Raw genomic sequence first — 20,425 nt, forward strand, 5'->3', positions numbered from 1 at the left:
CAACCACACTGCATGCGCCGCGACCCGGCGGGCAGGAGGTGCCGTGATCGACGTGCTCACCAGCGCGGCGGCGATCCGGGACGCGGCCAGGCTGCACGCGGTCGCCGGCACGGGCCTCGACGCGCAGCCGGTGCCGTGGTGCGACCGGCTCGCGCACCTGGCCGCCCGGGCCCTGTGCGTTCCGGTGGCGCTGCTCGTCCTCGTGGAGCGGCACCGCCAGGTCATGCCGGGCGCGGTCGGGCTGCCGGAACCGTGGCAGCACCGCCGCGAGACGCCGCTGACCCATTCCGTGTGCCAGTACGTCGTCGGCGCCGACGCCCCCCTCGCGTTCACCGACGTGCGCCGCGATCCGGTGCTGCACACCAGCGAGGCGATCCGCGATCTCGGCGTTGTCGCCTACGCCGGGGTGCCGGTGCACGACCGCGACGGCCACGTCCTCGGCGCGCTCTGCGCGATCGACGTCGCCCCGCGGTCGTGGAGCGCCGAGGATCTCGCGCTGCTCGCCCGCATCGCCGCCCGGTGCAGCCGCATGCTGCAGTCGCGCCGTACCGCGACGCGGCCCGGGCCCCGGCCGCCGGAGCCGCCCGCCGCGGTGATCGGGCCGCCCGCCCGGCCGGGCCCCGACCGGCAGCTCTGGACGCCGGCGGTGCGCACGCCCACGCTCGTGCTGGACCACCGCACCCGCCCCCGGCACACCGCCTCCGGGCTCACCGTCACCGGCCGCTGGCACGACGAACCGGTGACGGTCGTCATCCGCACGGCGGACCACCCGGCCGCGGCCCGCCGGTTCCAGCGCCGGCTCCGGGTCGCCCAGGCGTTCTGCCTGAACCCGCCGCGGCTGCCGGCGGAGGAGCATCGCTGGAACGACGCCTGCACCCTCGTCGTCTCGCGCCCGCTCGGCCGGCCGCTGCAGCGGCATCCCGGCCACGTCCCCGCCATGGCGCCCGGGGAGTGGGACGAGGTGCTCCATCTGGCGGCCCTGCTGTCGGCCTGGCACCCCGAGCCGGCCGACCTGCACCGCTGGACGGTCGACTACCACGACTGGATCGGCGGGCACCGGCGGACCGGGCACCTGAGCCCCGACGAGGCGGACCGGATCGGCGCGCTGCTGCGCCGGTGCGAGCGCGACCGAACCTTCGCCCACGGCCGGCTGACGCTGCGCGACGTCGTCCGGCAGCCGTCGCGGCAGCTCGCGCTGACCGGCTTCACCCATGCCGGGCTGTACCTCGCCGGCCGCGACCTGGCCGCCCTGGCCTTCGCCGCGCCGGACGCCGCCGCCCGCTCGGCCGTCATGCGGCGGGTCATCGGCGCCGACATCGTCGAGCCCTTCACCGTCAACCTGTTGCTGAGCGCGGCCGACGTCGCGGCCCGCCACCCCGCCGCGGCACCGGCGGCCCCGATCGGCGCCGTGGTCGGCGCCCGCCGGCACGCCCACCGGCTGCTCAGCGACCTCGGGCTCTGACCGGACCGCGCGGGACCACCGGGGCGGCGCCGGGTCCGGTGGCGGGTCCGTTGGCGGGTCCGTTGGCCCGGTCGGCCCGGACGACGGCCACCGGACAGGGTGCGTGGTGCACCATGGCCCGGCTGACGGATCCGAGCAGCAGCCGGCCGAGCGCCCCGTGCCCGTGGGCCGCGACGACGAGGAGCTGGGCGTCGAGGCCGGCCCGGGTGAGCGCACCGGCCGCGCCGCCGAGCTCGGCGTGCAGCCGCAGGTCGACGTCCGGGTGCCGGCGATGCCAGCCGGACGTCGCCTCGTCCAGCACGCGCCGGGCGGCGTCGTGCCGGGCGCCGAGTTCGAACGAGCCGGGCAGGCGGCCGCCGAGGGCGGGATCGACCGGTAGCTGGTACGCGTGGATCGCGGTGAGGCCGGCCCCGCGCGCCGCCGCCTGTTCGTAGGCGTAGGCGAGGGCCGGCTCCGAGGCCGCGGTGCCGTCGACCCCGACGACCACGCGCCCGGCGTTCGGGCCGCTCCCGCCGGACCGTTCCCGCACCACGACGACGGGACAGGCGGCGAGCGCGGCGAGCGCGGCGACGGTCGAGCCGCCGAGCAGGGTGTTGAACTCGCCGCCGGTACGCCGGCCGAGCACGATCGACCCGGCCCGTTCGGACGTGGCCAGCAGGGTCGGGATCGGCCGGCCGCCGACGGCCTGCGTCGTGACGTGCACCCCGGCGGCCGCCTGGCGGACGAGGCCGGCGGCCGATTCGAGCAGCCGGGCCGCGTGGCCGGCCACGCCCGGTTCGGCGGGCACCGGCAGCCACAGCCCCGGCGGCGGGTGGACCAGCGCCGGACCCTCGCACACGTGCAGCAGGTGCATCGGCCGTCCGCGCCGGGCCGCGTCGGCGGCGGCCCACCGGATCGCGCGCTCGCCGCCGGCCGAGCCGTCGACCCCGACGACCACCGCCCCGGACAGCGCGGGCGTCGCAACCTCGCTGGTCGGCACGTGCACCCCTCCCGGTCCGCGGTGCACTGCCCAGCGAGGGCCGGTTCATGCCCGCGCCGGCGACCGGGACCGCTTGCTATCCGGAGACCTCTCCACTACCGTATCTGGAGACCTCTCCAGATACGTGCGACCGAGGAGTATTGGATGACGACCGTCCTGGTCACCGGCGGTTCCGGGTTCATCGGGGGCTGGTGCGCGCTGGCCCTGCTCGAGGCCGGGTACGACGTGCGCGCCACCGTCCGCGACCGGCGCCGCGAGCCCGCCCTGCGCGAACAGCTGCACGCCGCCGCCGAGTTCGACGACGCGCGGCTGACCGTTGTCCCGGCCGACCTGCAGCGCGACGAGGGGTGGGCGGAGGCGGTCACCGGATGTGAGTACGTGCTGCACGTCGCCTCGCCGACGCTGCGCAACGCGCCGGAGAGCGAGGCGGCCATGATCGCCACGGCCCGCGACGGCGTGCTGCGCGTGCTGCGGGCCGCCCGTGACGCCGGGGTCCGCCGGGTGGTGCTGACCAGCGCGCTGGGCGCCATCGCCTACGGGCACGCGCCGCGCTCGACGCCGTTCACCGAGGAGGACTGGACCGACGTCGAGGCGGACATCGCGCCGTACCAGCGGTCGAAGACCCTCGCGGAGCGGGCCGCCTGGCAATTTATCGCGGAGGAGGGCGGGGCGCTGGAGCTCGCGGCCGTGCACCCCGGCGCGGTCCTCGGGCCGGTGCTCGGCCCCGACGACCCGCCGTCGCTGCGCGTGATCCGCGGCATGCTCACCGGCGCGCTGCCGGCGTGCCCGCCGTTCGGGTCCGGCTGGGTGGACGTACGCGACGTCGCCGACCTGCACCTGCGGGCGATGACCGACCCGGCCGCCGCCGGTGAGCGGTTCCTCGCCGTCGCCGGGCGCAGCCTGCGGGTCGCCGAGGTGGCCCGCATCCTGCGCGAGCGGCTCGGCCCGCGCGCGGCGAAGGTGTCGGCCCGGGAGATGCCGCTGCTGGTGGCCCGGGCGCTGAGCCTGGTCAGCCCGCCGCTGCGCGCGCTGCGCCCGCAGCTCGGCCGGGACTTCGACGCCACCAGCGCCAAGGCCGAGCGGGTGCTGGGCTGGAAGCCCCGCCCGATCGCCGACACGATCGCCGAGACGGCGGAGAGCCTGCTCGCCCACGGCCTGCAGTAAGCTGCCATCAGCGCGTGGGGTGCGCACCGGAATCCGCCGGCAGGCTCGAAGCCAACCTCTCTGGTGACCGCTGCCTGGAGTGAGGTGCCGCCGTGAAGACGCTGCCCGACCATCCCAACCTCGACCATCTGCGCCGGCAGGCCAAGGACCTGCTGGCCGGCCTGCGCGACACCGACCCCGGCGCGACGCTCGCGGGGGCGCAGGCGTCCATCGCCGAGCAGTACGGCTTCGGCGGCTGGGCCGAGCTCAAGTCCGAGGTGGCCCGCCGCCAGGACCACGGCGCCGTGGCCGAGCCGGACCTCGCCCAGGAGCTCGCCGACCGGTTCGGGCTCGGCACCGTGACCGCGCCGATGCGGTCGGTCTCCCGCCCCGACGAGATCGGGCGCCGCTGGTCGCTGGAGACCGACCGGGGCCGGTGGGCGCCGCGGACCGTGGACGACGTCCACCCGCCGACCGACGGCGAGGACAACGCGCGCTTCCAGGAGGCCGCGGCGCTCGCCGGGGTGACGCTACCGGCACCGGTGCGCAGCATCGCCGGCAGCGTGACCGAGACCGTCAAAGGCAAAAGCTGGCGGGTGTACTCCTGGATGCACTCCGGCCCGCCGCTCGCCGCCCCGGTGAGCGCGGCCGTGGCCGGTGCGGTGGGCCGCGTCCTGGCCACGATCCACGGGTTGCGCGTACCGCCGCCGGGGTTGTGCCCGTGGAGCTCGGTGCGGTTCGAGCGGCGGGGCTGGTCCGAGCTGGCGGACCTCGCCGCGGACCAGAGGGCGGGGTGGGCGGCGGAGTTGGCACAGGCAGTACCGACGCTGCGGTATTTGCAAACGCTGGCCGAGGACCGGGCGCCGATCGACGAGCCCGTCCTGTGCCACAACAACCTCACGCCCGGCAACGTCCGCAAGGGCGCGGGCGCGCTGGTCGTCACCGGGTGGGAGCATGCGGCCGGGTTGCCGCCGGCCTGGGAGCTGAGCTCCGCACTGGTCAACTGGACGGTGCAGCCCGGCGCCGGGATCAACGTCGCCGCGGCGCGGGCGCTGCTCGACGGCTATCGGGCCCGCGCGAGTGCCGTTCCAAGACTTTCTTTCCGCGGTACCGCGACCGCGCTGCAGAACTACGTCGCCGGCCAGATCGACCTGGCGCTGACCGCGACCGGCGACGAGGACGTGCGGTTCGCCAAGCGCAACGTCCGGCACCTGCTCACCCACCTGCCGTCGCGCGCGACGTTCGACGAGCTGTCGGCGCTGGGAGGCGACCGCCGGTGGCCGCCTCCCACACCGGTGGTTCAGGCCACGTAGCCGCGCTTGGCGGCCCAGTTGGCCAGGGCGTCCGTCGACATCCAGTAGGTGCGCGGGCCGAACATCCCCGACGGGTCGGCGATGAGCACGGAACGGCCGTGGTCGCGGTACCCGACGAGCGAGATGTAGTGTCCGCCGGAGAACTCGTGGTACGTGCCGGACTCGTCCGTGGCGCCGCCGACGATGTTGGCGACCAGGGCCCGGCCGGTGCTCAACGCGCGGACCGCGTCGTACTGCAGCTCCCGCGCCTCGCCGGCCGAGGCCCGCTGCCCGTTGATGAAGCGGGCCTCGTAGACCGGCTTGCCGAGCACGCTGTTCATGGCCCGCGTCACGTCGGCGACCGAGTTGGTGCCGTTGACCGTGGTGCCGAGCCGATGCGCCACGTCGTCCTGCGACAGGTCGGCGCCGACCGACGTCAGCGCGATCCGGGTCGATGCCGGGCCGCAGTAGTAGAAGTTGGGCTGAAACTGGAAGTCGAAGTTGACCGTGTTCGCGGCGGGCGCGGTGTCGAGCAGATCCGGGGCCGGCGCCGTCGCCTTGGGTTGGGCGGGCGGCGTGGCGGTGCTCAGCGCGGCGGTACCCACCGGGTGGGCCTCGGCGGCCGGCTTGCCGCCCGCGTTGAACAACGCCGCGGTGGCCACGGAGACCACCATCAGCGAGGCCGCCCCGAGTACTGCCGGAACGGGCCGGCGCAGGGCTTTCCCACGCGCTTTTTCGAGCGCTTTTTCGCGCATCGCGTGGGCCGGCCGGTGGAACAGCGCGGTGAAGCGTTGGTGCATCAAGGCTCCTTCCGATACCGCCTACCGGGTTAGCTGACGGATTCGGACGGGAAGCACGCCCTACCACGACCTCCACTGACGGGAGGCCGACGGATTCACCCCGGACTACCTGGTTCCCCGGCTCGCAACGATCGCGACTCGACGGGCCCACACCGGCGCCATGTGGCAATGGCAAACGACCAGCACGGGCATGTGGACGTTACCGAGCGGTACATCCAGCGGCCCACCCCGCAGGCCCCACCCCACAGGTCGTACAAATGCGTCACAACCCCGTGCGATCGCTGCTCCGCCCGTCCTCGACCCGCCGGCTACGGTAGATGTCACCCCGACCCGCCTCGGCCCGCCACGGCCGCGCATGCCGCAACGCGATGCGAAACTCCGCCGCGTCGCGATCGAGCACCACGGCGGCCACCTGCCCGGGCCCGGCGACCTCGGCCAGCTCGCTCCCGTCCGGCCCGAAGATCGTCGAACGCATGAGCCCCGCACACTGCGCCGGCACCGAGAGGCTGAGCCAGTAATTCTGGATCGCGGCGTGCGCCTGCGCCCGACCCCATGACCACCCAGATCCTGAGCTGGGCGGCGAGGGCGGCGATCTCCTCGATTTCTTCGCGGACGGCGGGCCAGTCGACGTCGCTCCAGTCGGCGACCTGTTCCTTGGCGTAGCCGGAGAGAAAGCCCTCGGGAAACTGGACCAGGCGCACGTTATCGGCGGCGGCCACCCGCATCAGCTCACGCGCGGAGCGGCCGTTCTCGCGCGGGTCAACGGCACCGGCGGGCTGGGTGCTGGCGATCCTCAACGTCATCCCGGCATTCTGCTAGGCCGCGGGCGGCAGGAGTGCGACCGTCGGGTCGCCGAGCAGGACCGTGGCGGTGCGGTCCAGGCCCGTCACCTTGTGGTACAGCGCCATGTCCAGCGCCTCGTCCTGCTCCGGACCGGGCGGCAGTTCGTTGTAGCGCTTGACCGCCTTCTCCGTGAAGTACTGCAACCCGTTGACGGTCCCGTGCACCCAGTGCAGCGCGTAGCCGGCGGGGCGCCCGGCGCACAGTTCTTCGTACAGCGTGCGGCGCAGGTCTTCGGTGAGGCGCTGGCGGGTGGCCGGGAACCGCAGCGTCCAGTCGAACGTCGGCTCGACCTGGCCGATGAAGCCGCGGGCCGGGCGGGCCGCGCCGAGCAGGGCGCGGGGCAGCGCGGCCGTGCGGGGGCCGAGCGTGGCGGCGTCGGCGAGGGCGCGGGCGACCATGGAGCCCGGTTCGAAGAGGCCGTCGTACTGGCTGGGCCCGTCGCTGCCGGCCGAGCAGCAGGCGTGCGCGTACCAGATCGCGCCGTCGGGTTGCCAGTCGCGCAGCAGCCGTGCCAGGTCAAGGGGGCGGCCGGTGGCGTCGACGGGCAGGCCGAGCCGGTCGGCGTCAACCGGGGGCGGGGTCACCCCGTGGCTGGTGGTGACGATGAGCGCGGGCCGCTGCCGCTCCAGTGCGGCGATCAGCGCGGCGCCGTCGGCCGGCTCGGTGCGCCCGTCGATGAAGCAGGTCCGGGGCATGTCCTTGTCACCGCGGAGCTTCCCGGCGAGCGGCTCGCCGATCGCGTCGCGCATGAGAGCGGTGATGCTCGAGCCGTCGTCGACGGACCAGACAACCGGGCTGTCGTACCGTGCCGAGGCCGATTTCCACCCGTCGCGCAGTGCGGTGACGTAGTTGGCGAGCCCGTCCTCGTCGAGATCGAGGCGCCCGACGTTGCGCACGAGATTGAGCGCGTACTGCACGGTCCAGGGGATCTCGCGCGGCGAGGCCGCGATGAGCAGGTACGCCGGAATCTGCCCGGGGCCCGTCCCGGTCGGGCCGGCGATGTGCGGGAGGCGGCGCCCGTCGGCGGTGTAGTCGCGCAGCGTGAAGTCGGCCAGCCGCTTGCCTGTCCGGTAGCGCAGCACCTTCGCGCCCGGGCGGTCGGCGAACAGCTGCCGGATCGGCTCGGGCGCGTCGTCGGGCCGGGCCCGCTGCGCGACGCTGAGCTCCTCGCGCTCGGGCAGCACCAGCCCCCAGCCGAGCCGCTCGTCCTGCCACCGCCACGGGTCGAGACCGGCCGGGGCGAGCATCCGGCCGCGAGCGACCGGCGACAGGCCGGTGATCCAGCGGGCCCGGCGCTCGGCGACCGGCGCGGCCAACGCCGCTCCGGCCGACCAACCGTTGAGCGCCAGCATGCGGTCCGCGGGCAGCGGCGGTACGCCGTCCTCCTCGAGCGCCGCCACCAGGTCGTCATCTTCGGCCATGGCCGCTCATTCCTCCCGATCAACCTCGGTCCGGGCGTGGCGCAGCTCCTCCTCGAGCGCGGCGAGCGTCTCGGCCGGGGTATCGGCGGGCAGCCGGGACACCAGCTGTTGCAACAGTTCGGCGCGCAGCTGCACCTGGCGGCGGGGTCCGGGCGGCGGCTCGGCGTGCATCTCCAGCTCGAACGCCTCGGGCCGCACGGTGACGACCGGCAGCGTCCACTGGGGGTGCCGGCGGGCCGCGGCGCTCGGCAGCAGGCCGCCCCGCCGGCGCAGGGCGTCGCGGGCGGAGACGACGAGTCCGGCCCAGTCGACGACCACACGCGACGGTTCGGCGGCCGGACCCTTGGCGAGCATCGTCAGCAGGCGCTCGTACAGCATCCGGGCGAAGCTCGCCGCGTCCTGGCTCAGCACCGGTTCGCGCATACCGATCACCGCCGGCAGCCCGAACTCGCCGACGAGCGCGCTGGCGAGCGCCTGCGGGCCGGTGTCGGCGGACACGGTGGGCCCGGCGTCGTCCGGCGTGGCGGCGGTGGCGCACGCGTTGAGCACGACGAGCCAGGGCGGTGGCGTCGGCGGCTCGACCAGGGCCCGTACGCCCGCGGCCTCCAGGAAGTGGCTGCGCTCGGGGATGCCGGCGTCCCAGTCGCTGGAGACCGCGATCTCCAGGTGCGGCCCGCCCCGGTCGGCCGAGCCGTGGCAGAACAGGTGCAGCACGTGCGGCTCGAAGCCGCCGATCAGCCTGCGCAGCGCCGCCTCGTCCTCGGGGACCTTCACCGCGTCGTGCAGCCACGCCGGGCGGTCACGGCGCACCGCGCCGAGGAGGTCGTTCTCGCTCGCGATCAGCAGCACCGAGATCGGCACCGCGGCCAGGTCGAGGGCGGAGCGCATCGCCTCCCACTGCTCCAGCGCCGGCACGTCGAGACAGGACAGTACGGCGGCGATGCGCAGCGGCCCCGCGAGCCGGTGCTCGCCGAGTCCGTCGGTGCGCCGCCCGGTGATGATCCGCCCGACCGGCCAACGCTCGTCGAGGCCGAGGAAGTCGCCCAGGGCCGGCGCGAACAGCGCCTCCCACGGCAGGTTCTGCCCGGCGCTGAGGCTGCTGACGTCGAGGTAGATCGGCCGCCGCTCGGGGAGTTGGATGAGCAGTGCCGCGCTGAGGTCCTCGACGAGCACCGGGTTGGTGCACAGCGCCGCGAAGAGGCGCTCGCCGGCCGCCCGGACCACCTCCTCGTCGGTACTGCCGGAGCGCAGCGCGGCGAACACCGGGTCATCGGCGGAGCAGTCGAACGTGTGCTGGGTCGGCCGGCCGCCCGGCTCCCGCAGCCGGACGCTCACCTCGGGCGGGGCATCGATGCGCGGGGTCTCGAAGAACTCGATGTAGAGCCGGGGCGTCATGACGTTCCCCCGGTCTGGCGACGCACATGGGCGTTGAACAGCTCGGTCACGTCGCGCAGGGCCGCGATCGCGTCCGGGTCGTCCGGGGCGCCGCTCGGGCCGGACCAGTCGACCTGGGCGCCCTCCAGGATGCGGGTGCCGGTCGCGACCCACGTCGGGGTGCGGTCGAGGGCCAGCACCTGGCGGGTGTCGGACAGGTACTCCCCCGCGTCGAACAGCGTCGTCGCGCTCTCGTACGGCGAGAACGTTGCCCGCGGCCCAGATGCGCCGGGCTCTGTCCACCCGGCCACCGCGGGCAGCGGCTGAGCCGGCGCCGTCCCGCCGAAGAACAGCCCCACGGCCGCGCCGAACTGCTTGAGGTCATCGTCGTACATGAGGTCGTGCAGCATCGTGACGCCGGGCCGGATGCGCGCCGTGGCGTCGGCCAGCTCGCGCAGCCCGGCGATACTCGCGTTCCAGGGCATCGCCGAGACGCACAGCGACCAGGCCCCGGTCCGGCACATGAAATCGTCGAGCTCGGCCGGGCCGATGAGCCGGGCGGTCGCCTCGTCGCCGCCCACCGCGTCGGCGGCCAGCGCCAGGCAGCCATGTTCCCCGGCGAGGTAGCCGTGACCGACGAAGTGCAGCACGTCGATCGCCGTACCCGCCAGCTGGTCCTCGATCCAGCCCAGCCACCCGGTCGAGGGCGGCGGACCGGCGACCGTGACACCATCGAGGTGCCCGAGGTCGGTGCGCAGCTGATCGTGCCCGAGCACATCCGTGAACACGTGCAGGTAAACCCGCCGGCCGGTCAACTGCCGCCAGTGCAGGGCCAGGTCGGCGACCGTCCGGGCCTTGAGGGTCATCGACGTCGTCCGGGGCTCGCTCGCCACGAGGACGATCCGCAGGCTCTCGCCGGTCGCGTTGCTGGGCACCGTGAAGTCGGGCAGCCGCAGCACGGTCCGGCCCAGCGGCGCGGACAGCAGCCGCTCCCACGGCACCAGGTGCAGGTACCCGCGCGGCGCCGACAGGTCCAGCCACAGCGGTGCGCGACGGTGGTCGACGAGCCACTGCGCCAGCAGATCCCTCATCCTCGCCGGCAGCGTGAAGCCGGACTCGCGGACGTCCCTGGCGGACCGGATGACGTCGGGCAGGCCCAGCTGCCGCACCGGCACCGAGCCGATCGGCACCACCATCCCGTCGGTGGGGTGCAGCTCGAACGCGGCCCGTGCGGGGCCGGGGCCGGTGCGGTCCAGACGGATGCGCAGGACGGTGTTCTGCGGTGCGGCCGCCGGGCCGGCCCGGACCTGGCTCAGCAGCATCCACGCGGTGGCGGGGTTCGTCACCGCGCCGTGCCCGCCGATCACCGTGTCCGCGCGCACGGCGATGATGCGGCGCTGGTCCGGGCCCAGCGGGTACACCTGCGGCGGTTGCACGGGATCGAGGACCCGCACGTCGTCGTCGCGCCCCTGCGGCCCGAAGCCGCCGAGTGCCGCGTATCGGCTCGGCGGGCCGGCCGCGATGGAGACCTCGCCGAGGTCGGAGGCCCGCCGCACCGCCCAGTGGAAGAGCCGGGTCAGCGGCACGTCGTGGCGGCTGAAGGTGGTCACGATCGGCTCGCGGCTGCGTTCGGGCGCGGCGTGGTATCCGCCGGGCCCGTCGCTGCCGGGCACGTGTCCGGCGCCGGCGAAGCACCAGGCCGACACGGCCGGTTGCAGCAGCAGGACCGAGTCGACCGGCGGGGTGTCGGCCGGGGCCGTGCACAAGGCGCTGAGCAGGACCTTCGCGCCATAGGAATGCCCGATCAGGTGTACCCGCGGATTGCCCGGCGCACGGCACAGCGCCTCGAGCAGCGGCGCCACGCCGGCCGCGCCGACCCGCCCGGCCCGGTCCTTCATGAGCAGCACCGTCGCCGCCCGGATGATCCCGCGCGGGTCGAGCCAGCCCAGGCCGCCGGCGACGGCCGGCGCGGCCCCCGGTTCCGGCTCGTCGTCGTCCGGGATGTCCTCCCCGGCCTCGCTGGACGCGGCCGGGTTGTCCATCCTGCCCCAGGCCTTGACCAGTTCCTCGGCATCCTCGGCGCTGGTACCGGCCGCGCGCAGCTCGTCGGCCGGCCCGTCGAGCGCCGGCGCGAGCAGATGCGCCACCTCCGCGGCCTCGGCGGCGGTAAGCCGGCCGCGGTCGAGCAGTTCGTAGAGGCGCCCGGCATCGGCCGGTGCCAGCGCGGCGCCGAGCGCGAGCAGTTCGTCGCTGCGCTGCGCGTCACGGGCCACGGACGCGGCGATGTCCGGCGCCCGCTCCCATGGGGCGACGAGCGCGGTGCTGGGCCAGAACACCCCGATCGCCAGCGGCCGGTAGGGCCGGTCGGGTGCGGGCCAACCGGTCTGGCGGGCCTCGCCGTAGCGCGCGATGAACTCGCGGTACCGGCCGGTGGCGGCCGCCCAGTCGTTGTTCCACCCGTGGCTGAACAGGAAGACGTCGGTCGCCTCGGCGGCCCGGGCGACGGCCTCGTCGCGGGCCGCCGGGCCGGTGCAGTTCCCGTGCTCGTCGAAGGGCACCACGCCGTACGGCGTCGTCACGCCGCCCGGCCCCTCGATGATCTCGAACGCCATGGTTCCGCCCCCTCGCGGCCGGTGTGCTCAGGCAGGACTCTCCTCCGGCCGTCACGCACGGTCAATGCGACTCCACCGAGCGGACGGGTCACATTGCCGACCGTTCGGCCGTTGCTGTCCGGCTAAAGCCTGCATACGGTACGCGATAGCAACGGGTGTCGATGGCTTCGACCGAGGGAGCCCGCCATGGCCCGACCGCAAATGAGCGGCCCGGAGATGGTCCAGCTGCGCGACCTGCTCTTCGCCGCCTTCGACGAGGACGACTTCGAGGGGCTGCTGCTGGGGCGGTTCGACAAGCGGCTCGACCGCTACGCCGCCCGGTCCGAACGATTCCACACCGCCCTACTCAGCGTGATCAAGGCCGCGAGCCGCGAGCTGTGGTGGCGCGCACTCGTGGACGCGGCCAGCGCGGAGCGCCCGGAGGACCCGGGGCTGGCCGCCTTCGCGCGTCGCTCGACGGTGCCGCCGACGTTCGTGCTGCCAACCGGCGAGCGGGTGGAGGGCCGGCGGCTCGAGGCCTATGTCAGCGGCAACACCCCGCTGGACATCGTGGCGTGGCGCACCCGCCTGCTGGAGATCGAGGGCCGGGTGTGCCAGGTCTCGGTGCCGGCCGGGCGAAACTCGAAGACCGGCACCGGATTCCTCGTCGGCCCCAGCCTGGTGCTGACCGCGTACCACGTCCTGGAGCGCGTCCTCGCCGGCGCGGCCCGCCCGGCCGACGTCACGGTCCGCTTCGACCACAAGCGGGCCGCCGACGGCCGCGGCCTCGAGCCCGCCACGGTGCTCGGCCTGCACCGGGAGTGGCTCGTCACCGGGCAGCCCGGCAGCCGGCACGACCTCGAACGCCATCCGACCGGTGAGCCCGGCCCGGACGAGCTCGACTTCGCGCTGCTGCGCCTCGACGGACGGCCCGGCGACGAACCGGCCGAGACCACCGACCCGCGCGGCTGGCTGCGGCTGCCGCCCGGCAGAGGCGACCCGGACGCGGACCCGGTGGTGTACATCGTGCAGCACCCGAAGGGCGAGCCCATGCAGGTCGCGTTCGGCAAGCTGCTGGGGCACAACCGGAGCGGAACGCGGGTCCGGTACACCGCCGCGACCGCCTGCGGCTCATCCGGCGGCCCGTGCTTCGGCTCCGACGGGGAGCTGCTCGCCATGCACCACAGCGGCGACGCGGACAACACCCGGCCGGCCGCCTACAACGAGGGGATTCCGATCGCGGCACTGCGGGCGGCCACCCTCAGCTGGAACACCGGCGCCGCCCTGGAACCCCGGGCGTGACTCCATGCCCATCGTGAGGCTGACCACCGCCCAGTTCCTGGTGGTGTGCGACGAGCTCGAACGGTCCGGCGACCGCAATGACCTCGACACGCTTCTGCTGTCTCTCGGCCAAGACCTCGACAAGCTCGACGGCACCCGGTCCGGCCTGTACAAACGCGTGGTCCGCGAGGCGCAGGCCCATGACTGGTTACTGCCGCTGATCATCCTCCTCATGCCGACGTCGAGTCCGCTCCGGGATCTGTACCTCGAGCTGGTGGCTCGGTTGCGGGCCGACGCCCCCGCCGACCACCCGACCGGCAACCACCTCGTCACGGCGAGCACCCAGGCGCCCAGCCGTGAAGTGTTCGCCGCCGAGCTGACCCAGTGGCTGCTGTACACCGGAACACCCGCGCAGGTGTGGCAGGACAACGGCGACGATCTCCTCGCGGCCGACCTGTTGCTGCTGGTGCTGTCGTCCACCGGGTCGGAGTCCGGCCGCCACGACGTGCGCCGCGCCCGCGAGATGGGGATGGATGTCATCGCGGTCCGCGTCGATCCCCATGCCCACCAACCCGAGTGGGCGGCGGATCTGGACTGCGTCGAGGCCCACGGACCGGCGGCGAGCCGCTGGAAAGACCTGGAGCGGAGGCTGCGCGCGGCCGGCTCTGCCGAACGCCAGCTCGCCTCGCTGGTCAGGCGCCGCGAGCAGCTCTTCCAGCGGCTCGGCGAGGCCGGCGCACGGCCGTACGTGCGGCGGCTCGACGAGAAGATCGAGCGGATTCGGGCGTACATCGCCGATCCGGACGCGGCCGAGGCGCGCCGCACTGACGCGATCGAGGCGATCGACGCCGGCCGGGCCCGCGACCGCGGCCCGGACCCCGCCGAGCGAGAGGCCGGCCCGCTCTACGTGCCGATCGAACCGCCGGTCGTGCCCGACGGGCATTTCCAGGACCGGGACCTGTACCTGGCCGAGCTGGTCCGGATGATCGGGGCGCCCGACGTGCCGCTGATCGCCCTGCTCGGGCCACCAGGCAACGGCAAGACCGGACTGATGGGCCGGCTCCTGCACCGGCTGCGCGCCGAACCGGACCTGCTCGACGTCGAGGCGTTCATCTACCTGCCCGTGTACGGGTATCGGCCGGTCAATGCGCCGGAGCTGCTGCGGTACCTGGTGCGGATGCTGCCCGCCGACCATCCTGCCGTCCCGAGCGGCCAGCGGCGCTCGGCCCACTGGCGCGACCGGCTCGACGTCGTGCTCGACGCGCTGGGCCGCCGGGGGGCCATCGTCGTCATCGACAATGCCGAGGCGCTGCTCGACGGGGACGGCCGCATCGATGATCCCGAGCTACGCGATCTCGTCGACCATCTCGTCCGGCGCGGAGGTCATCGGGTCACGACGGTTCTCGTCGCGCAGCCCGGCGCGGCCCCGCCGCTTGGCGCCACGCCCCTGCGCCTCGACGAGGGACTGGAACACGACTATGCGCTCGAGTTCCTCAAAGTGTTGGCGGAGCAGGGCCACGGCCCGCTCGACGGCACGAGTCAGCAGGAGCTCGACTGGCTCATCGGCGCCACCCACGGCGTGCCGCGCGCGCTCGAACTCGCCTACGGGCTGCTCGAACCCGGCCGCGGCGACACGATCAGCAGCGTCATCACCTTCGCCGAGGAGGCCTCGAACGCCGCCAACGTCGTGCCGCGCCTGCTCGCCCGGACCGTCGAACGCCTCGAAATCGACGAGAAACGTGCCGTGCAGGCGCTGGCGGTATTCGGCCGCCCAGTCAGCGCAGCCGCGGTCGACTACCTGCTCGACGGCCTCACCATCGGCGCGGGCAGCGCGGCCGCGCTGGCCGAGTTGCACGAGCGCCGCCTCATCCGCCGCGATTTCGAAGACGGCCGTCCGTTGTACTTCACGCCACCGACCGACCGCGAGTGCCTGCTCGACACGATCCCCTCCGGCCACGCCTCGTTCGACCTGGCGGCGCTGCGGGAGCGGGCGGGCGACTACTTCGCGGCGACCCGCCGGCCCGACGACCAGATCATCGAGGTGCACGACCTGCGCGCACACCTCGCCGAGATCGACCTCCGCCTCGAGGCCGGCGACGCGGCCCGCGCCATGGACCTCATCCGCGAGATCAACGCCCGCCATCTCCAGCGGATGGGCCACGGCAAGCTGCTGGTCCGGCGGCTGGAGGGGCTGGCCGGCTCCTTCGACGGTGATGGTCGCCGCGAGCTCAGGCGCCTCTGCGACCTCGTCTGGGCCCATGAGCCCGAGCACGATCCGGCCGAGGTGCTGTACCTGGTGCGGAAGGCCAGCCGGCTGGCTTTGCGACGCTTGGCGACCGAGACGTTGTTCCGGCTGCTGCCGTACCGCGCGCAGGCCCATCACCGGCTGGGCGAGGCCCGGACCGGGGACCGGCTCTACCGGCTCGCGCTGTTGGGGCTGCTGCTGGATGGCCGCTATCGCCCCGTGCGTGCTACGACGTATCTCCACCTCGCCATGAGCGCCAGCCGGATGGGGCGCTTCCGGCGGATGCGCCGCCTGCTGGCCCGGGCCGACCGGCTCGCCGCGCGGGCCGATGACCCTCAGGCCGTGGAGCGGCGGATCGCGATCCAGGCCACACGCGGGCAGTTGGAGGTGAACGCTGACCGCTACCGGGAAGCCGAGGCCGAGCTGACGGGCGCCCTCCGCCTGGCCGACGAGGCCCGATCCAGGCCGACAGCCGCATCTGTCCTGATTTTCCTCGCCCATCTGCTGCTTGATCATGGCAACAGCGCGGACGCTGTACGCCGAGCCGAGGAGGCCGCCCGGATCGGCATGGAGATCGGCAACCGTTCGCTGGCGCGCGAGGCCAACGAGATCCTGACGCTCGCGTGCCTGCATGCCGGCGACGACGCGAAGGCCGATGAGTTCGTCACGGCGGCGGTGCGGCACGATGCCACCGCCCAGGGGTACATCTACCAGGGCATGATCCGACTCCGGCAGCGGGAGCCCGCCGCGGCGGAGCAGGCCTTCACCGACGCTTCGGAACTGCTCGGCCGCCCCGCACCGCACGCCGGCTACCACGAGTTCGATCTCCTCGGGCTCGCGACAGGTGGGGTCGCCCTCGCCCGCGCCGGGCAGAACCGGCCCGCGGAGCCGGTCACCGACCGGGCGTGCCGGGAGTTTCGCACGGCACGGCGACTCACCAGGGCACCGGGCGTGATCCGGCGCCTGTCGATGCTGCTCGACCAGTTCGAGCCGGCGGGCGATCCTGCCGTGCTGGCCCGTCTGCGCCGTGCCGCCGGCGTCATCGACCGTTGAGCAACCACCCGATGCAGATCAGGGCGGCGACCAAGCCAAGCACGATCAGCACGGAGCGCGCGCTGAAACCCGAGCTATCTCCGCCAGGATCGTCGCGTTGGAACAGAAAGCGCCGGTTGAACATGGCCCCCACCCATCGTCCGGAGGTGGATTGCGCCCCTTCGACGCTAGGCAACCCGGTCCCCGCGGGTCCATGACGCATCCAGACGGTCAGGATGCCGCCACAGCCCGGCGCGGCACCGTCCCCGGCACACGGGGATCCGGCACCATCACGATCGATGCCAGACCGCTCGCCGAGGACGCCGCAGGTCCCGACGGTGCTCCGGATCGCCGTCAGCGATCCGCTGCCGTCGTTCCGCCATGGCGTCATGACCCTGCTCGCCGCGGCCGGCTTCGCGTCCGAGGCGCCCGAGGACGTGCTCGCCTGGGCGCGGGTCGACGAGCCGCGGATGGTGCTGTTCACGGTACGGGCAGCCGCCGACTGGACCGCGCTGGCGCAGATGTGCAACACGTCCGCGGCGCCGACGGTGCTCGCGCTGCTCGAGGACGCGAGCGTGCCGTCTTACGTGCGGGCGCTCGCGGCGGGTGCGTCCGGTGCGGTGCCGCGCGATGCGCCGCTGGACGCCCTGCGCTCCGCGTTCGAGGCGGCCGTGCGGGGCGACACGCTGCTGCCGACCGCCGTCCTGCGGGCGCTGGCCCGGCCCGACCGGCTGGAGCCGCAACCGGAGGCGCCGACCGTCGACGAGCAGCAGTGGCTGCACCATCTGGCGGCCGGGGACAGCGTGGCCCGCCTCGCCGAGCGGGCCGGGTACTCGGAGCGCATGATGTTCCGCCTGCTGCGCGATCTGTACACGAAGATCGGCGCGGCCAACCGCACCGAAGCGCTGATCCGCGCCCGGGACGAGGGATGGCTGTGAGCGCTCAGCGGCGGACCTGGTAGCGCAGGTGCAGCACCCGGTTGCCCTGGATCGCCACGTCCGGGTCCTCCAGCAGGTGCTGCGCGTCGACCGAGCCGAAGTACCGCTTGCCCGACCCGAACACCACCGGCACCATGTCCATGCGGACCTCGTCGACCAGCCCCGCCGCGAGCACCTGCCCGCCCACGTCGCCCGCCGCGACCTCCACGGTCCGGTCGCCCGCGAGCTCCCGCGCCTTCGCCACGGCTGCCTCGACGCCGGAGACGAAGTGGAACGGCGCCGCGGGGTCCCAGTCGTCGGGGGCCGGGCGGTGGGTCACGACGACGACGTGGTCGATCCCGCTCGGCGGCTTGCCGTCCCAGCCGTCGGTCAGGTCGAAGACGTGGCGGCCGGCGATGGTCACGCCGATCTGGTCCCAGTACGGCCGGATGTACTCGTACGACGTCCGCGACACCTTCAGGAAACCGCTCTCGTCCAGCGGGACGTCGCCGCCCGTCAGCCAGTCGAACAGCGGGCCCGGCTGGTCGTGCTCGTCCGCGATGAAGCCGTCGACCGAGACCGAGCCGTACATGACCACCTTGCCCACGGTGCGCTCCTCCGCGTTGACTGCCACAAAAGTTGACTGTCCACAAACGTTGACTGTCCGCAAAGTAGCGTGCCGAAGGGCGGGCGTTCTTGTAAGAAATCAATCCAGCGGCAGCGGCCAGCCCTCGAACGCGTGGCCGGGGTGCTCGCGCCGGAACCGGCGCCGGACCTCGACGTACCGGGTCGGGGTCAGGCCGGTGAACGCCCGGAACTCGTGGCCGAAGTGGGCCTGGTCGAAGTAGCCGGCCCGGCTCGCGAGGTCGGCCCAGTCGACCGGCCCCTCCGGATCGAGCGCGAACACGGCCGCGGCGAAGCGGTGGGTGCGGGCCAGCCGTTTCGGCGTGACGCCGATGAGCTTTTTGAAACCCTGGGCCATATGTGTACTGCTGACGCCCGCCGCCGCGCCCAGGTCCCCGATCGCCACGGTTCCGCCGGTGGCCGCGATGACGCTGCTCAGGTGGCGGACCAGGCCCAGCCCTGTCGTCTCGTACAAGCGGCGCATCAGCTCCTCCTCGAGCAGCGTCAGCATCTGCTGCGGCCCGCCCGCGCCGGCCATCCGGTCGCGCAGCTCGGCGGCGGCGCGCCGGCCCCAGACCTGTTCGATCGTCACCGGCCGGTCGCACAGTTCGGCCGCCGGCATCGCCAGGAACGGCGCCAGCCCCCACGGCTTGATGTGCGCGCCGACGGAGCGGGTCTGCGGCGGGTACCCGAACTCCAGCGCGCGGGTGGGGGTGGTGACCACGCAGCCGTCGGCGTACTCCCCCGTCGCGACGTCCCCGCCGCCCCGGACCCGGAACGGCGCCCCGAGGTTGACGATGAGCAACGCGGCGGGCATCGGCGGCAGCACCAGCCGCGCGTACGGCGGCGCGCCCTCCAGGTAGTAGAGGTCGTCGATCAGCCCGTCCAGCGGCGGTCGCGGCACTCTGGACACGTACTCCACGCCCCCCAGCATCCCCGAGACCGGGCCGGCGGCACACGGCGGGATCGGTGAGAATGCTGACCATGACGGGGACGCCGATCACGCAACTCGACCTCAGCGGTTTCCAGCCGCTGGACGAACTCGCCTGGCAGGACGAGCACGGCATCGTGTTGAGCCTGCACTTCTTCGACCTGCCGCCGGACCTGCCCGCCCCGCTCGATCCGGTGCCGCCGTTGCGAGCGGCCCTGGCCCGGCACACCGCGGCCGCCGGCGCCGGGCTCATCGACTCCGACGTCGAACTCGTCGACGGCGTGCCGGCCGTGCGCCAGCTCGTGAAGATCCGCCATCCGCAGGGGCACGGGCAGGTGTTCCTCGCCTCCTGCACGATCCCCCGCGCGACCTGCAGCACGGTCCTGAAACTCCAGGCGCCCGAGCACGGCGCGACGGGATTCCGGGAGGCTGTCCTCATGGACCGGCTCGGCCCGAACGACTTCTTCGTGCCCTCGCCCTACGCGCCGGACCTGACCGGCGGGTTGCCGGCGCACCGGGCGGACGATCCGCGGTACGACGCCGAATTCCCCGGGCATCCGCTGACCCTCGCCCGGCAGCTCATGCGCCGGCTGCTGCCGACCGTCCGGCTCGATCCGCGGTTCAAGGCCGAGCCGGGCTTCGCCGTCACTGGATGAGCCACAGCGTGATCTGGAACTCGTAGGTGCGCTTGCCGCCGGCGGTGACCGTGTCGGTGTACACGAGCCGGAAAAGTTGCCGTCGACGGTCCGGACGGCATGACCGCCGATCGGATCTGTTCCGTCATCGTCCCGCAGGGCCGGCCGGCGCCTGGTCAGGAGCCCTTCAGAACAGCGTGTCGGCCGACGGCCGCTGCCCGGCGCTCAGGAGCTCGGCCAGCGTCGGGTCGCCGCCCCACGAGCGGCTGACCAGTCCGCGGAGCAGCACCGCCGCCCCGGCCGCGTCCCACAGGGCCCGGTGCGGCCGGCTCCCGGCCGCGTCGACCTCGGCCGTCAAGCCGAGCGTGTCGAGCAGCGCGGTGAGGCTGTGCGACCCGGGAACGGCGAGCGCTCTGGCGAGCTTGAGCGTGTCGAGCAGCGCCGCGGGCGCGACCGCCGGACAGCGCCGGTGCAGCAGCCGCCAGTCGACACCGATGTTGTGCCCGACGAGCACGCACCCGTCGAGCCGGGCGGCCAACCCTGGTTCCACGGCGTCCAGGCGCGGCGCGCCGGCGAGCACGTCGCCGGTCAGGCTCGGCGCGATCCAGGCGCGCCGCGGCACCGGCCGGCCCGGGTTGATCACCGTGGCGTAGGCGGTGGCCATGTCCGGCGCGCCGTCCAGCAGCCGGATGGCGGCGAGTTCCAGGATCGCCTCGCCGTCGCCGTCCTGGGCGCCGGTGCCCTCCAGGTCGAACGCCACGAGCGGGGCCGACCGCCAGGATCGCGCCGACCACTCGGCGATGGCGGCGTCGGGCACGGCGGTCTCCCGGGTGTGGCGGATCGGTCGTCCTGGTT

Annotated in this window: 17 protein-coding genes and 1 riboswitch; of the genes, 7 read left to right on the forward strand and 10 right to left on the reverse strand. The window is 73.9% G+C overall.

Features of this window, described 5'->3' with window-relative positions:
* Nucleotides 1-43: 43 nt before the first annotated feature.
* On the forward strand, nt 44-1,462 hold the full coding sequence (locus tag ACQP00_RS31975) for a GAF domain-containing protein (RefSeq protein ID WP_433202233.1): 1,419 nt from the start codon (nt 44-46) through the stop codon (nt 1,460-1,462).
* Here the strand turns inward: ACQP00_RS31975 and ACQP00_RS31980 are convergent.
* The gene (locus ACQP00_RS31980; RefSeq protein WP_433202236.1) at nt 1,443-2,441 is read right to left on the reverse strand and encodes a universal stress protein; all 999 of its coding nucleotides are present in this window, start codon (nt 2,439-2,441) and stop codon (nt 1,443-1,445) included. The genes ACQP00_RS31975 and ACQP00_RS31980 overlap by 20 nt on opposite strands.
* 144 nt (nt 2,442-2,585) lie before the next feature.
* On the opposite strand from ACQP00_RS31980, the gene ACQP00_RS31985 reads away from it, so the two are divergent.
* Together ACQP00_RS31985 and ACQP00_RS31990 are read left to right on the forward strand one after the other, a co-directional pair.
* On the forward strand, nt 2,586-3,605 hold the full coding sequence (locus tag ACQP00_RS31985; protein ID WP_433202239.1) for an SDR family oxidoreductase: 1,020 nt from the start codon (nt 2,586-2,588) through the stop codon (nt 3,603-3,605).
* 92 nt (nt 3,606-3,697) lie between these two features.
* Entirely contained in the window at nt 3,698-4,897 is a 1,200-nt protein-coding gene (locus ACQP00_RS31990) for a phosphotransferase family protein (RefSeq protein WP_433202242.1), read from the forward strand.
* Here the strand turns inward: ACQP00_RS31990 and ACQP00_RS31995 are convergent.
* The 5 genes from ACQP00_RS31995 to ACQP00_RS32015 form a co-directional block, all read right to left on the reverse strand.
* Entirely contained in the window at nt 4,885-5,676 is a 792-nt protein-coding gene (locus ACQP00_RS31995; protein WP_433202245.1) for a C39 family peptidase, read from the reverse strand. The two genes, ACQP00_RS31990 and ACQP00_RS31995, sit on opposite strands and share 13 nt — an antisense overlap.
* 3 nt (nt 5,677-5,679) lie before the next feature.
* Nucleotides 5,680-5,830: riboswitch (cyclic di-AMP (ydaO/yuaA leader) on the reverse strand.
* A 166-nt stretch (nt 5,831-5,996) separates the two neighbouring features.
* Entirely contained in the window at nt 5,997-6,479 is a 483-nt protein-coding gene (locus ACQP00_RS32000; protein WP_433202248.1) for a nitrilase-related carbon-nitrogen hydrolase, read from the reverse strand.
* A 12-nt stretch (nt 6,480-6,491) separates the two neighbouring features.
* A complete protein-coding gene (locus tag ACQP00_RS32005) occupies nt 6,492-7,940 on the reverse strand; it encodes a hypothetical protein (protein WP_433202251.1) in 1,449 nt (482 codons plus the stop codon).
* Nucleotides 7,941-7,946: 6 nt separating this feature from the next.
* Nucleotides 7,947-9,335 (reverse strand): CHAT domain-containing protein, encoded by a 1,389-nt coding sequence (locus ACQP00_RS32010; RefSeq protein WP_433202254.1) that lies wholly within the window; start codon nt 9,333-9,335, stop codon nt 7,947-7,949.
* Nucleotides 9,332-11,926, reverse strand: a complete 2,595-nt coding sequence (locus tag ACQP00_RS32015) for a hypothetical protein (protein WP_433202257.1) — start codon at nt 11,924-11,926, stop codon at nt 9,332-9,334. The genes ACQP00_RS32010 and ACQP00_RS32015 overlap by 4 nt, the downstream gene beginning before the upstream one ends.
* Before the next feature lie 186 nt (nt 11,927-12,112).
* Here ACQP00_RS32015 and ACQP00_RS32020 point away from each other — a divergent pair, with 186 nt between their 5' ends.
* Nucleotides 12,113-13,207 carry a trypsin-like peptidase domain-containing protein gene (locus ACQP00_RS32020; protein ID WP_433202260.1) on the forward strand — a complete coding sequence of 365 codons (1,095 nt, stop codon included), beginning with the start codon at nt 12,113-12,115 and terminating at the stop codon, nt 13,205-13,207.
* Between the two features lie 4 nt (nt 13,208-13,211).
* On the forward strand, nt 13,212-16,484 hold the full coding sequence (locus ACQP00_RS32025; protein ID WP_433202262.1) for an AAA family ATPase: 3,273 nt from the start codon (nt 13,212-13,214) through the stop codon (nt 16,482-16,484).
* Here ACQP00_RS32025 and ACQP00_RS32030 read toward each other — a convergent pair.
* Nucleotides 16,471-16,608, reverse strand: a complete 138-nt coding sequence (locus tag ACQP00_RS32030) for a hypothetical protein (protein ID WP_433202265.1) — start codon at nt 16,606-16,608, stop codon at nt 16,471-16,473. The genes ACQP00_RS32025 and ACQP00_RS32030 overlap by 14 nt on opposite strands.
* A 154-nt stretch (nt 16,609-16,762) precedes the next feature.
* On the opposite strand from ACQP00_RS32030, the gene ACQP00_RS32035 reads away from it, so the two are divergent.
* A complete protein-coding gene (locus ACQP00_RS32035) occupies nt 16,763-17,401 on the forward strand; it encodes a DNA-binding response regulator (RefSeq protein ID WP_433202267.1) in 639 nt (212 codons plus the stop codon).
* A gap of 4 nt (nt 17,402-17,405) precedes the next feature.
* On the opposite strand, the gene ACQP00_RS32040 is transcribed toward ACQP00_RS32035, so the two are convergent.
* The gene (locus ACQP00_RS32040) at nt 17,406-17,987 is read right to left on the reverse strand and encodes a dihydrofolate reductase family protein (RefSeq protein ID WP_433224068.1); all 582 of its coding nucleotides are present in this window, start codon (nt 17,985-17,987) and stop codon (nt 17,406-17,408) included.
* A 99-nt stretch (nt 17,988-18,086) separates the two neighbouring features.
* Nucleotides 18,087-18,926, reverse strand: a complete 840-nt coding sequence (locus tag ACQP00_RS32045) for a helix-turn-helix domain-containing protein (RefSeq protein WP_433202270.1) — start codon at nt 18,924-18,926, stop codon at nt 18,087-18,089.
* A gap of 62 nt (nt 18,927-18,988) precedes the next feature.
* Between ACQP00_RS32045 and ACQP00_RS32050 the strand changes: the two genes are divergently transcribed.
* Nucleotides 18,989-19,591: a hypothetical protein gene (locus ACQP00_RS32050; protein ID WP_433202273.1), complete on the forward strand. Its 603-nt coding sequence runs from the start codon at nt 18,989-18,991 to the stop codon at nt 19,589-19,591.
* Nucleotides 19,592-19,757: 166 nt separating this feature from the next.
* Here the strand turns inward: ACQP00_RS32050 and ACQP00_RS32055 are convergent, their stop codons facing one another.
* Nucleotides 19,758-20,387: a 3'-5' exonuclease gene (locus ACQP00_RS32055; RefSeq protein ID WP_433202276.1), complete on the reverse strand. Its 630-nt coding sequence runs from the start codon at nt 20,385-20,387 to the stop codon at nt 19,758-19,760.
* Nucleotides 20,388-20,425: the final 38 nt, after the last annotated feature.

The sequence above is a fragment of the Dactylosporangium sp. CS-047395 genome (assembly GCF_050942185.1).
Lineage (GTDB): Bacteria > Actinomycetota > Actinomycetes > Mycobacteriales > Micromonosporaceae > Dactylosporangium.

Bases quoted from the DNA above. Each gene is read 5' to 3' on its own strand.
- ACQP00_RS31985 (WP_433202239.1), top strand. From the start codon at position 2,586: ATGACGACCGTCCTGGTCACCGGCGGTTCCGGGTTCATCGGGGGCTGG.
- ACQP00_RS31995 (WP_433202245.1), bottom strand. From the start codon at position 5,676: ATGCACCAACGCTTCACCGCGCTGTTCCACCGGCCGGCCCACGCGATG.
- ACQP00_RS32000 (WP_433202248.1), bottom strand. From the start codon at position 6,479: ATGACGTTGAGGATCGCCAGCACCCAGCCCGCCGGTGCCGTTGACCCG.
- ACQP00_RS32005 (WP_433202251.1), bottom strand. From the start codon at position 7,940: ATGGCCGAAGATGACGACCTGGTGGCGGCGCTCGAGGAGGACGGCGTA.
- ACQP00_RS32010 (WP_433202254.1), bottom strand. From the start codon at position 9,335: ATGACGCCCCGGCTCTACATCGAGTTCTTCGAGACCCCGCGCATCGAT.
- ACQP00_RS32015 (WP_433202257.1), bottom strand. From the start codon at position 11,926: ATGGCGTTCGAGATCATCGAGGGGCCGGGCGGCGTGACGACGCCGTAC.
- ACQP00_RS32020 (WP_433202260.1), top strand. From the start codon at position 12,113: ATGGCCCGACCGCAAATGAGCGGCCCGGAGATGGTCCAGCTGCGCGAC.
- ACQP00_RS32025 (WP_433202262.1), top strand. From the start codon at position 13,212: ATGCCCATCGTGAGGCTGACCACCGCCCAGTTCCTGGTGGTGTGCGAC.
- ACQP00_RS32030 (WP_433202265.1), bottom strand. From the start codon at position 16,608: ATGTTCAACCGGCGCTTTCTGTTCCAACGCGACGATCCTGGCGGAGAT.
- ACQP00_RS32035 (WP_433202267.1), top strand. From the start codon at position 16,763: ATGCCAGACCGCTCGCCGAGGACGCCGCAGGTCCCGACGGTGCTCCGG.
- ACQP00_RS32050 (WP_433202273.1), top strand. From the start codon at position 18,989: ATGACGGGGACGCCGATCACGCAACTCGACCTCAGCGGTTTCCAGCCG.